Source organism: Pararhodobacter sp., from assembly GCF_036802785.1.
GTDB lineage: Bacteria > Pseudomonadota > Alphaproteobacteria > Rhodobacterales > Rhodobacteraceae > Pararhodobacter.
On record NZ_DAIRVN010000106.1, the window covers coordinates 1 to 10,984 of the forward strand.

At 65.0% G+C, this 10,984-nt stretch carries 11 protein-coding genes and 1 tRNA gene; 4 read left to right on the forward strand and 8 right to left on the reverse strand.

Annotation, left to right across the window (positions count from 1 at the left end):
- The first annotated feature begins 141 nt into the window (after window positions 1–141).
- The gene (locus tag V7Q53_RS22140) at window positions 142–1,071 is read left to right on the forward strand and encodes an ABC transporter ATP-binding protein (RefSeq protein ID WP_333831064.1); all 930 of its coding nucleotides are present in this window, start codon (window positions 142–144) and stop codon (window positions 1,069–1,071) included.
- Between the two features lie 181 nt (window positions 1,072–1,252).
- The gene (ggt, locus tag V7Q53_RS22145) at window positions 1,253–3,043 is read left to right on the forward strand and encodes a gamma-glutamyltransferase (RefSeq protein WP_333831066.1); all 1,791 of its coding nucleotides are present in this window, start codon (window positions 1,253–1,255) and stop codon (window positions 3,041–3,043) included.
- Here ggt and V7Q53_RS22150 read toward each other — a convergent pair whose 3' ends face one another.
- Both V7Q53_RS22150 and rlmB read right to left on the reverse strand, forming a co-directional pair.
- Window positions 3,044–3,529, reverse strand: a complete 486-nt coding sequence (locus tag V7Q53_RS22150) for a CoA-binding protein (RefSeq protein ID WP_333831068.1) — start codon at window positions 3,527–3,529, stop codon at window positions 3,044–3,046.
- 206 nt (window positions 3,530–3,735) lie between these two features.
- Window positions 3,736–4,515 carry a 23S rRNA (guanosine(2251)-2'-O)-methyltransferase RlmB gene (rlmB, locus tag V7Q53_RS22155; RefSeq protein ID WP_333831069.1) on the reverse strand — a complete coding sequence of 260 codons (780 nt, stop codon included), beginning with the start codon at window positions 4,513–4,515 and terminating at the stop codon, window positions 3,736–3,738.
- A 125-nt stretch (window positions 4,516–4,640) separates the two neighbouring features.
- Between rlmB and V7Q53_RS22160 the strand changes: the two genes are divergently transcribed.
- Window positions 4,641–4,724: transfer RNA gene (locus V7Q53_RS22160), tRNA-Tyr, on the forward strand.
- Between the two features lie 650 nt (window positions 4,725–5,374).
- Here the strand turns inward: V7Q53_RS22160 and V7Q53_RS22165 are convergent.
- The 3 genes from V7Q53_RS22165 to V7Q53_RS22175 all read right to left on the reverse strand — a co-directional run bounded on the left by V7Q53_RS22165 (window position 5,375) and on the right by V7Q53_RS22175 (window position 7,427).
- Window positions 5,375–5,638 carry a hypothetical protein gene (locus V7Q53_RS22165; RefSeq protein ID WP_333831071.1) on the reverse strand — a complete coding sequence of 88 codons (264 nt, stop codon included), beginning with the start codon at window positions 5,636–5,638 and terminating at the stop codon, window positions 5,375–5,377.
- A 181-nt stretch (window positions 5,639–5,819) separates the two neighbouring features.
- Entirely contained in the window at window positions 5,820–6,518 is a 699-nt protein-coding gene (locus V7Q53_RS22170) for an NAD-dependent deacylase (protein ID WP_333831072.1), read from the reverse strand.
- 3 nt (window positions 6,519–6,521) lie between these two features.
- Window positions 6,522–7,427 carry a LysR family transcriptional regulator gene (locus tag V7Q53_RS22175; RefSeq protein ID WP_333831073.1) on the reverse strand — a complete coding sequence of 302 codons (906 nt, stop codon included), beginning with the start codon at window positions 7,425–7,427 and terminating at the stop codon, window positions 6,522–6,524.
- A gap of 92 nt (window positions 7,428–7,519) precedes the next feature.
- On the opposite strand from V7Q53_RS22175, the gene metF reads away from it, so the two are divergent.
- Window positions 7,520–8,389, forward strand: a complete 870-nt coding sequence (metF, locus tag V7Q53_RS22180) for a methylenetetrahydrofolate reductase [NAD(P)H] (RefSeq protein WP_333831075.1) — start codon at window positions 7,520–7,522, stop codon at window positions 8,387–8,389.
- A 9-nt stretch (window positions 8,390–8,398) separates the two neighbouring features.
- Here the strand turns inward: metF and glpK are convergent, their stop codons facing one another.
- The 3 genes from glpK to V7Q53_RS22195 all read right to left on the reverse strand — a co-directional run.
- Window positions 8,399–9,886 (reverse strand): glycerol kinase GlpK, encoded by a 1,488-nt coding sequence (gene glpK, locus V7Q53_RS22185; RefSeq protein WP_333831076.1) that lies wholly within the window; start codon window positions 9,884–9,886, stop codon window positions 8,399–8,401.
- Between the two features lie 123 nt (window positions 9,887–10,009).
- Window positions 10,010–10,489: a fasciclin domain-containing protein gene (locus V7Q53_RS22190; RefSeq protein WP_333831078.1), complete on the reverse strand. Its 480-nt coding sequence runs from the start codon at window positions 10,487–10,489 to the stop codon at window positions 10,010–10,012.
- 258 nt (window positions 10,490–10,747) lie between these two features.
- Window positions 10,748–10,984 (reverse strand): hypothetical protein (locus tag V7Q53_RS22195; protein WP_333831080.1); only part of this gene is annotated, 237 nt, incomplete at its 5' end.

A 10,984-nucleotide genomic window follows, 5' to 3' on the forward strand; every position in this document is an offset into this window, starting at 1 on the left:
GGGGGGTTTGGGCGCTCATGCTGGCATTCCTTGACTGGGCGGGCATTGTCTTGACGGGCATTAATCTGGGCAGGCGTTGTCTTGGCAGGCTTTTGGGCCTAGGTCTGTCGCGAAGATAGCGATTTGCCCGGCAGGAGCAAGATGACGGAACATGCAATCGAGATAGCGGGCCTGCGCAAGGTCTATGGCGGGCAGGGCGGCAGCGCGCCGAAAGAGGCGTTGAAAGGGCTTGACCTGACGGTGCCGCGCGGTTCCATCTTTGGCCTGTTGGGGCCGAATGGCGCGGGGAAATCGACGCTGATCAACATTCTGGCCGGTCTGGTGGTGAAAACCGCCGGGAAAGTGCGGATCTGGGGGTTTGATCAGGATACCAATCCGCGCCAGTCGCGTGCCGCGATCGGCGTCATGCCGCAGGAACTGAACGTGGACCCGTTCTTTTCGCCGCGCGATGCGCTGGAGGTGCAGGCGGGCCTTTACGGCGTGCCGCGCGCCCGGCGGCGCACCGATGAGATCCTGCGCCTGATCGGGCTGGAGGAGCAGGCGGGTGCCTATGCCCGCACGCTCAGCGGCGGGATGCGGCGGCGGCTGCTGTTGGGCAAGGCGCTGGTGCACTGGCCGCAGGTGCTGGTGCTGGACGAGCCGACGGCGGGTGTGGATATCGAGCTGCGCCAGATGCTGTGGCGCAATGTGCGCGAGCTGAACCGCGAGGGGATGACCATCATCCTGACCACGCATTATCTGGAAGAAGCGCAGGAGATGTGCGACGAGATCGCCATCATCGACCATGGCGAGGTGGTGGCGCGCGATTCCACGGCTGCGCTTGTCGGGCGGATGGATGGCAAGACGCTGCTGGTGCGCCCGGCAGGGACGGTCGGCGCGCTGAACCTGCCCGAGGGCGTGGTGCGCGAGGACCGCGCCAATGGCTGGCTGGCCTTTGGCTATCCGCGCAGCCGGGTTTCTGCCGGTCAGATACTGGCGGCGCTGGCCGCGGCCGGGGTAGAGATTGCTGATCTGAGCACCGCCGAACCCGATCTGGAAGATGCCTTTCTGGCACTGACCGGGACCGAATAAGCGGTTTTCGCCCCGGTGAGCGGGCAGGGGGGCGTTGCCCCCCTCTTGGCCTCGCGGCCAATTCACCCCCCGGCGTATTTGTGGCAAGATGAAGCGGCGCGGCAATGGCTGTGTCCGGGGCTTGTGCCTGCGTCTGGCCGCGCAGGCCGGATCACGGCGCAACGGAACAGGAGGGACGGGGATGAAAGCGGGGATCTTGTCGGCAGTGCTGGTGGCGGCTTTTGCCCTGCCGGTTGCGGCGCAGCAGGTATCAGATGTGCTGGCACCCGAAGGGGCGACGGCACTGGGCACGGCATTCCCCGAGGCCTCTGGCGCGGCGGCGCAGGCCATGGCGCTGCGCGATTCGGGGCAGGTGGTGGAAAGTGACAACTGGATGGTGGCCGCTGCCCATCCGCTTGCCGTTGACGCCGGGGCGCGGGTGCTGCGGGAGGGTGGCAGTGCCGCCGATGCGATGGTGGCGGTGCAGGCGGTGCTGGGGTTGGTGGAGCCGCAATCATCGGGGCTGGGCGGCGGCGCGTTTCTGCTCTGGTATGACGCGGAAAGCGGCGCGCTGACCACGCTGGATGCGCGTGAAACCGCGCCCCTTGCCGCCGGGCCGCGTTACTTGCTTGATGAGGGTGGCGAGCCGCTGGATTTCTGGGGGGCGGTGGTTTCAGGCCGGTCGGTCGGTGTGCCGGGAACCCCGCGCCTTCTGGAGGAAGCGCATCGCCGCTGGGGGCAGTCGAACTGGGCGGGCCTGTTCACCGATGCGATCGCGCTGGCCGAAGACGGCTTCACCGTTTCGGCGCGGCTGGCGGATTCGGTGGCGGCGGGGGCAGAGCGGCTGGCGGTGTTTGAATCCGCTGCCGCCTATTTCCTGCCCGGCGGCAGCCCGCTGACGGCGGGTGAGCGGCTGATGAACCCGGAGTATGCCGACACCCTGCGCCAGATCGCCGCGCGCGGGGCGGCGGTGTTTTATACCGGCGAAATTGCCGCTGACATCGTCGCGGCGACCCGCACGCCCGCGCATCCGGGCCTGTTGATGCCGGAGGATTTGGCGCGCTACCGGGTGATCGAGCGCGCGCCGGTCTGTGCGCCCTATCGCGGGCATGAGGTATGCGGCATGGGCCCGCCCTCATCCGGTGGGGTGGCGGTGGCGCAGATACTGGGCATGCTGGAGCCCTATGACATTGCCGCGCTGGATCCGCAGGACCTGACCGCGCGCCGCCTCATGGGCGATGCAACGCGGCTGGCATTCGCCGACCGGGGCCGGTATCTGGCTGACAGCGATTTCGTCCCGTTGCCGCTGGGCGGCCTGACCGACCCGGCCTATCTGCAGGGGCGCGCCGGTCTTTTGCGCCGTGACGATGCTTTGCCCGAGGTTGCGCCCGGCCAGCCCGAATGGGACCATGCGCAGCTTTGGGGCGATGACCGGCAGGTTGAGCGGCCCGCAACCTCGCATATCTCGATCGTTGATGCGGCGGGGAATGTGCTGTCGATGACCACCACGATTGAAAGCGGCTTTGGTTCGCGCCTGTTCGTGCGCGGTTTCCTTCTGAACAATGAGTTGACCGATTTCTCGTTTCGCAGCCATGAGGGCGGCTGGCCTGTTGCGAACCGCGTAGAACCGGGCAAGCGCCCGCGCTCCTCCATGGCGCCGACCATCGTGCTGCGCGATGGCGCGCCGGTTCTTGCCATTGGCAGCCCGGGCGGGGCCACGATCATCGGCTACACGGCGCAGGCGATCATCGCGCATCTGGACTGGGAGATGGATGTGCAGGAGGTGGTGTCGATGCCGCATCTGGTCAACAGCTTCGGCACCTATACGCTGGAGGAGGGCACCTGGGCCGCCGATATGGCCGGGGAGCTGGAGGCGCTGGGCTATACCACCAATGTCACCGCGCTGAACTCAGGCCTTCAGGCCATTGCCATCGGTGAGCGGTTGCAGGGCGGGGCCGATCCGCGCCGGGAGGGGATTGCGCTTGGCGAATAGTCAGAGGCTGGACGAGATGACCCCGGTGTTGAACCCGCCCATCCGCAACTCACCGAACAGGCGCTGATAATCGATCTTGGGGCAGCGGTTCTGGATGAACTGCAGCCCGCGCGCCTGCGCCATGGCAAAGGCCGCATCGCTTTCCACACCGACCTGCAGCCAGATCGTGCGAAGTTGCGGAAGCTGGTCAATGGCCTCGGCCACAATCGGCGGGACATGTTCAGAGCGGCGGAAGATATCGACCATATCGGTGTCTTTAGGGCAGTCGGCGAGGCTGGCGCGCACCGTCTCGCCAAACAATGTTTCGCCTGCATGGCCGGGGTTGACGGGGATCACCCGGAAGCCGCGCAAGGAAAGATAGCGCGCCACGAAATGGCTGGGGCGCACCGGATCTGGCGACGTGCCGAACACTGCGATGGTGCGCGTCGATTGCAGGATGCGGCGCAATGTGGCGTCATCGGGCGGGGAATAGCGGGGGCTGTCCATGGTGCACTCCGGCTGGTTTGCGGTCATTCTTGCCCGGCCACGCCGCGCGGGTGCAAGAAAAATCGCCCGGCCTGTGTAAGACCGGGCGAAGTGGGGAACGAGGGACAGTGGAGGAAACGCGAGTGTTCCTGCTTCACGCTTCTTAGCATGATATGGGCCCGAAATCGCGCCTGATAAGAGCCTCTCGCAAATATGTGAAATGCGGCTCAGCCGCGCTGGGTGGCCGCGTAAAGGGCCACCGCCGCCGCATTTGAGACATTGAGCGAGCCAAAGGCACCGCCGGCCGGAATGCGCACCAGATGATCGCAGGTCTCGCGGGTTTTCTCGCGCAGGCCCGGCCCTTCGGCGCCCAGCACCAGCCCCAGCGGGCGGTTGCCCGCCTGTGCAATGCCTTCGGCCAGCGTGAGGGTGGCATCGCCGTCAAGGCCCAGCAGCGTGTAGCCCATGGCGCGCAGGGTCTGCATGGCATCGGACAGATTGACGACGCGCATATAGGGCTGCCGTTCCAGCGCGCCCGAGGCGGTCTTGGCCAGCGCGCCGGTTTCAGGTGCGGAATGGCGGGCGGGGGCGATGACGGCGCGGGCGCCGAACACTTCCGCCGAGCGCAGAACCGCACCGACGTTATGCGGGTCAGTTACCCGGTCAAGAAGCACCACGAGGGGCGCGCCGGGGCCGGTGGCACAGCGCTCGTCGAAATGGCCCCAGTCCAGCGGTTTCACTTCAAGCGCGGCGCCCTGATGCACTGAATCGGCGGCCAGAGGGGCGGAAAAGCGGCGCGCATCCTCGATCTCGGGCACAATGCCCGAGGCGGCGATGGCATCGGCCAGCCTGTCGGCGGCATTGAGCGTGACAAGCAGGCGCAGCTTTTCGCGCGCCGGGTTGAGCAGCGCATCGCGCACCGCATGCAGGCCGAACAGCCAGACGGTTTCTGCCGCCGCCGCGCGTTTGCCACGTTCCTTGTCGATGACCCAGGCGGGTTTTTTCATCACTGTCCCCGTATTTCAAGGCGGGCAGAATGCGCGCTTGGCGCGCGCTCTGCAAGGGGGGCGCAAAAGACTGCAACAGCCCCTTGACGCCCCGCACACCCTTCGATATTTCGGCCCTCAGCGTCGGGCGACGTGCTGCAAGGTGCGGCAGCGGACTGTAACTCCGCCGGGGAGACCCACGCCTGGTTCGATTCCAGGGTCGCCCACCATCTCCCCATTTTTCGCAATGAAATCAACGGCAGCGTGTCCCGCAAGGGTACTGTTTCGAGGTGTTGCATATAATGGGTTACGACCCATGTGTCCTGCAAGTCACCAGTCCGGAGCCGATAAGGCCTGCATCCCGTCGGCCGCAAGGATTCGCCGGGCGGCCCCTCTTACGCGGATTTCGGAGGTTTTGGCCTGGGTGTGTGCCATTCCCGCCTTGATCTGATGTTCAATCGTCCAGGCTTTAGCCATTATTACGGCGACGGCCTTGCGGATGCCATGCGAGGATCGGTCTGCAAGGCCTGCCTGGAAGTGAACCATGCGCGGCACTGGGGTGTCCCTGCGCGCGCTGGAACTGAACCGCGCGCCCGACGTCCAGCGCACACGAGCCTTGGGGGCCAAAAAAAGACGCACGCGCGCGCCCAGTCCTTGCTGCCTGCCCGCCCGTGACAGCCTGCGTCAGCTCCGGCGGTGCTGGTCTGCGCCTTGACCCACTCCCCCGCCGCACAGCAGGTCTGCTGTCCGCCATCGGCGTTTCCTGGGCACAGCGAGATCATGGCAGGGAGGATCGGCCACGCCCTGAGCAATTGCGGGGGAGGGGCGTGCTTGCAGTGAGGGCGTATGAAGGGGTGAGCGCGGACGCGGTGGGGACCGTTCAAGTGGTGGGCACATCGGTCAATTGTTGCAGGTTCGCCGTTCGCCAGATGCCCGGCAACTCGTCACCACAAACAGCGCGCAAACGGCTGTCAGCAGCAGCCAGCGTTTGACGGACCACCGCTTCTGCCGCAATCAGAAGTTGATTTTCGCTCTCCCACACAGTTGCTTCGCGCAACGTGCTCGCAACGGCGTCAATCAGTGTTGATTTGTCCACGCCGACAAGCCCTCCCAAACTTTTATTCGTCGAAAAAAGCTTCTGCAATCGCGTCAGCCTTGGCAATCTGCAAAAAAAGTTCATTTTTCCGGGCCCGGCTCGAACTCGGCTACGGGGCGGTCCCGGTTTACTGGTTCAGTCGCTTATCATGGGCGGGGGCAATGCAGGGGACTCTTGGCGGGTCAGGGTCGCCCACCATCATCCCCTCGATCCGGCGCAGTTTCCGTGCTCAGCGGCTGGCGTTCAGGATGTCCTGCACCCATTCCGGCACGATGCTGCTGGCGGGGCCAAGGCGGTGCTCGTTGAATTCTTCCGAGATTTCCGAGCGCTCCATGTTCAGTTCCACACAATGCGCGCCTGCGCGGCGGGCGGCGGCGGCGAAGCCGGCGGCGGGCCAGACCTGACCCGAGGTGCCGATGGCCGCGAAGATTTCCACCCGCTCGACCGCTTCGGCGATGGCGTCCATGTGATAGGGCATCTCACCAAACCAGACGACATCGGGGCGTGTCGCCTTGCGCGCGCAGGCCGGGCAGGGGTCTGTGGGCTGCATTTCCGCCGGGGCGGGCCAGGTATGGCGGCAGGTATGGCAGGTGGCGCGCATCAGGGCGCCGTGCATCTGCAACACGTTTTGCGACCCCGCGCGCTGGTGCAGGTCATCGACATTCTGGGTCACCAGCAGCACCTGCCCGGGCAGCGTGGCTTCCAGCCGGGCCAGCGCCACATGGGCGGCATTGGGCGCGGCGGCGGCACAATTCGCGCGACGGGCGTTGTAAAAGGCGTGAACCTGCGCCGGGTTGCGGCGGAAGCCCTGCGGGGTGGCGACGTCTTCCAGCCGGTATTTCGTCCACAGTCCGTCCTTGTCGCGGAAGGTGCCCAGCCCGCTTTCCGCCGAAATCCCCGCCCCGGTCAGAATCATGATGCGCGCCATTGCTCAGGCCCTTTGCAGTTTCATCGGTTCGGTGCGGGCAAGCCGCAGGAAATGCGCCATGAAGGGTTTGGTGGCATCCTCGCTGCGTGTGGCAGCGAACAGGCGCTTGGTCATGCCGTTTTCGGTCAACGGCAGCGTGATGTAGTCGGATGAATACCTGACCTCACGCAGCACCCAGTCCGGCAGCACCGCCACCCCGCGCCCCGAGGCAACCAGAAGCAGGATCACCGCTGTCAGCTCTACCTGCCGGATGGCGCGGGGTTCCACCTTGGCCGGGGTCAGAAGGCCGCTGAACACATCCAGCCGCGCACGGTCCACGGGATAGGTGATCAGGGTCTCGGTGCGGAAATCCTCGGCCTCGATATGGCTGCGCCGGGCCAGCGGGTGGGTGCTCGCGGCGACGAAGCGCGGCTCATAGTCAAAAAGCGGAATGAATTCGATGCCTTCAAGGGTTTCAGGGTCGGAGGAAACCACCAGATCAACTTCTTCGCGTGCGAGGGCGGGCAGCGCGCCGAAGGACAGCCCCGGGCGGATATCGACATCGACATCGGGCCATGCCTTGCGAAAGGTTTCCAGCACCGGGAACAACCATTCAAAACAGGCGTGGCATTCGATGGCGATATGCAGGCGGCCCGATTTTCCCGAGATCAGCGCGCGGAATTCATCTTCCAGCGCGTCGATCCGGGGCAGGATGTCTTCGGCAAGCTTCAGCAGTTTCATACCTGCCGCCGAAAGCCTGAGCGGCTTGGTGCGGCGCACGAAAAGCTCCACCCCGCATTGTTCCTCCAGCCCCTTGAGCTGGTGGCTGAGTGCGGATTGCGTGATGTTGAGCTGATCTGCGGCGCGGGCCACCCCACCGGCATAGTGGATGGCGCGGATGGTGCGCAGATGGCGAAATTCCAGATGCATTATGCGCTTCGCCTCATGAGGATGATGAGAATAATGAATTTGTCTCACATTGATGTCTGTGCGACAAGGGGAGCATGAACAGGAGCCTTATCATGTCCGCACCGCGCGTTTCCTTCGAGTTTTTCCCGCCCAAGACGCTGGATGCCAGCTTCCGGCTGTGGGAGACCGTGCGCATGCTGGCCCCGCTGGCGCCGACCTTTGTGTCGGTTACCTATGGTGCGGGCGGGACAACCCGCAAGCTGACGCATGAGGCGGTGACGACGATCGGCGCGCAGTTCGGGCTGAATGTGGCCGCGCATCTGACCTGCGTTGACACCACACGCGCCGATACACTGGAAATCGCCAGAAGCTATGCCGATGCCGGGGTGAGCGAGATTGTGGCCCTGCGCGGCGATCCGCCCAAGGGGCAGGGCCGTTTCACGGCCCATCCCGAAGGTTTTGCGCATTCCATCGAGTTGATCGAGGCGCTGGCCGCAACGGGCGATTTCAAGCTGCGGGTGGGTGCCTACCCTGAGCCGCACCCGGAAGCCGCCGACAGCGCCGCCGATGTGCAATGGCTCAAGCGCAAGTTTGCCGCCGGGGCTGACAGCGCGATCACCCAGTTCTTCTTCGAGGCCGATACCTTTCTGCGCTTCCGCGATGCCTGTGTGCGCGAGGGTATGGACGGCGCCAAGATCATTCCGGGCATCATTCCGATTGAGAACTGGAAGGGCATCCGCAAATTCGCGCTGGCGACGGGGGCCACGGTGCCCGCATGGCTGGATGATGCCTTTGAAAAAGCCGCCCGCGACGGGCGCGAGGAATTGCTGGCCACCGCGCTTTGCACCGAGATGTGCGACGCATTGATGAGCGAGGGGGTGGAGGATCTGCATTTCTACACTCTCAACCGCGCCCATCTGACGCGTGATGTCTGCCACGCGCTGGGCGTGACAGCGCAGGTGTCTCTGCAGAACGTGGCCTGAGGGGCGGCGTCAGCCCGCCGCCGCGATGGTGGCGGCCACCGCGCGTTTCCAGGCGGTGTAGCGGGTGGTGCGGGTGTTGCTGTCCATCACCGGGTCAAAGCGGCGCTCCAGCGCCCAACCCTCGGCAAAGCGGGCGGCGTCCGGGTAGATCCCGGCCTTTGACCCGGCCAGCCATGCCGCGCCCATGGCCGTCGTCTCCAGCACCTTGGGGCGGTCAACCGGGGCGCCCAGAATATCCGACAGGAACTGCATGGCAAAGTCGCTGGCGCTCATCCCGCCATCGACGCGCAGGGTGCCGGTATGCGCCTTCGCGCCGCTTTTCGCCCAGTCATCCTGCATGGCCGACCACAGATCGCGCGTCTGGAACCCCACGCTTTCAAGCGCCGCGCGCGCCAGCTCGGCCGGGCCGGAGTTGCGGGTGAGGCCGAAGACCGCGCCCCGGCATTCCGGCCGCCAATAGGGCGCGCCCAGCCCGGTGAAGGCGGGCACGACGATCAGTTGTTGCGCGGGGTCGGCGCGGTCGGCCAGCGCCTGTGTGTCGGGGGCGGCCTCGATGATCCCCAGCCCGTCCCGCAGCCACTGTACCACTGCGCCGGCGATGAAGATCGAACCCTCCAGCGCATAGGTGGTCTTTCCATCCAGCTGATAGGCCACCGTCGTCAGCAGCCGGTTATGCGACGATACCATCTGATCGCCGGTGTTCATGAGCGCGAAGCACCCCGTGCCGTAGGTCGATTTCATCATCCCGGGCTGGAAACAGGCCTGACCTATGACCGCCGCATGCTGGTCACCCGCCACGCCCAGAATGGGAATCGCCTTGCCGAACAGCGCCGGGTCGGTTTCGCCGAAATGAGCGTTGCAGTCGCGCACCTCGGGGAGCAGGGCCATGGGGATGTCGAACAGGCGGCACAGGTCAGTATCCCATTCCCCGGTGCGGATGTTGTAAAGCATGGTGCGCGCGGCGTTGGTGGCGTCGGTCACATGGGCCTTGCCGCCGGTCATTTGCCAGATGAGGAAGCTGTCCACCGTCCCCAGCGCCAGCTTCCCGGCCTCGGCACGCGCCCGGGCGCCCGGAACATTGTCCAGCATCCAGCCCGCCTTGGTGGCCGAGAAATAGGGGTCAAGCAGCAGGCCGGTGCGCCCGGTGATCATGCCTTCATGCCCCTCATCGCGCAGGCGGGTGCAGATATCGGCGGTGCGCCGGTCCTGCCAGACGATGGCGCGGTGGATCGGCTCGCCGGTTTCCCGGTCCCAGATCAGCAGGGTCTCGCGCTGGTTGGTGATGCCGATGGCTGCGACCGGCCCGGCCTGTTCCAGCGCAGTGCGGCAGGTGGCGAGTGTGGTCTGCCACAGATCAGCCGGGTCATGCTCTACCCAGCCTGAGGCAGGGTAATGTTGCGCGAACTCCTGCTGCGCGCTCGCCACCACGCGGAAAGCGCCGTCAAAGACGATGGCGCGGCTGGATGTGGTGCCCTGATCAATCGCGAGTATCTGCATGCTTTCCCCCCTGTCTGCCCTATCAGTGCCCGGGGCGGCAGAACGCGTCAACCATGCGGGGTAGCCCGGCATATGAAAAGGCCCGGCGCGATGGCCGGGCCTTTCCTGCCTATAGGGGCGGGATCACTCAGGCATGATCACGGTGTCGATCACATGGATCACACCATTCGACGCTTCGATATCGGCCATCACGACTGTCGCATTGTCCACCATGACAGAATCGCCCAGCGTGATGGTGACCGACTGGCCATTGACGGTTTCAGCCATCATGCCGTCGCTCAGATCACCCGACATCACCGCGCCCGGAACGACGTGATAGGTCAGGATCGCTGTAAGGGCAGGAATGTCGTTCAGAAGCGCCTCAACCGTGCCCTCGGGCAGCGCGGCAAAAGCTTCATCCGTGGGTGCGAAGACGGTGAAGGGGCCTTCGCCCTTGAGGGTATCGACCAGCCCGGCAGCCTCGACCGCTGCGACAAGCGTGGTGAAGTTACCGTTGGCCACGGCGAGATCGACGATATCGAGCGCCTGCGCGTGATTGTCAGCAAATGCCGGGGCCGAGGCGAGGGCGATGAAGCTGGTAGCGATAAGGGTCTTACGAATCATGTCAGTCTCCGTTTCTGAAGGGTGTTCCACTGTGGGTAACAGCAGTGAATACGGGGGCTGGCCGGGTATGGATGACCGGCGGTGCTTCACAAAGAATTTGAAAACAACGGCTTGAAGGACAGGTGGCGCGCGCTAGCGGGTACGTGCGCGGCGGCGGCTGTGGGGGAGGCGTTGCCGGGCCGGGGGAATCAATCCGCCGATTCCAGGTCAATCATGCTTCCGAGTCGCGGGGACTCGCGGTTGATTCTGCCCGGCGATTCATCCTTTCGCGGCCCCGTTTTCGGAAAGTTTCCTGGCGGCGCTGTTTGGCGCAAGTTTCCTAGCCTGCCGCTTTGGCGCGGCGCGGGCAGGGGGCGGATAGGTCGGGCGGAAAGGCAGAAAATAACTCAATGAAACAAGGGTCTGGCGACGCTTTGATGGAAAATTCGTCATCAAACCGTCTTTTTCCTCTTGCGGTGTTTTTGCTGTGGGCCTAGATAGCGCTTCACCGGCGGC

Bases quoted from the DNA above. Each gene is read 5' to 3' on its own strand.
- V7Q53_RS22140 (WP_333831064.1), top strand. From the start codon at position 142: ATGACGGAACATGCAATCGAGATAGCGGGCCTGCGCAAGGTCTATGGC.
- ggt (WP_333831066.1), top strand. From the start codon at position 1,253: ATGAAAGCGGGGATCTTGTCGGCAGTGCTGGTGGCGGCTTTTGCCCTG.
- V7Q53_RS22150 (WP_333831068.1), bottom strand. From the start codon at position 3,529: ATGGACAGCCCCCGCTATTCCCCGCCCGATGACGCCACATTGCGCCGC.
- rlmB (WP_333831069.1), bottom strand. From the start codon at position 4,515: ATGAAAAAACCCGCCTGGGTCATCGACAAGGAACGTGGCAAACGCGCG.
- V7Q53_RS22170 (WP_333831072.1), bottom strand. From the start codon at position 6,518: ATGGCGCGCATCATGATTCTGACCGGGGCGGGGATTTCGGCGGAAAGC.
- V7Q53_RS22175 (WP_333831073.1), bottom strand. From the start codon at position 7,427: ATGCATCTGGAATTTCGCCATCTGCGCACCATCCGCGCCATCCACTAT.
- metF (WP_333831075.1), top strand. From the start codon at position 7,520: ATGTCCGCACCGCGCGTTTCCTTCGAGTTTTTCCCGCCCAAGACGCTG.
- glpK (WP_333831076.1), bottom strand. From the start codon at position 9,886: ATGCAGATACTCGCGATTGATCAGGGCACCACATCCAGCCGCGCCATC.
- V7Q53_RS22190 (WP_333831078.1), bottom strand. From the start codon at position 10,489: ATGATTCGTAAGACCCTTATCGCTACCAGCTTCATCGCCCTCGCCTCG.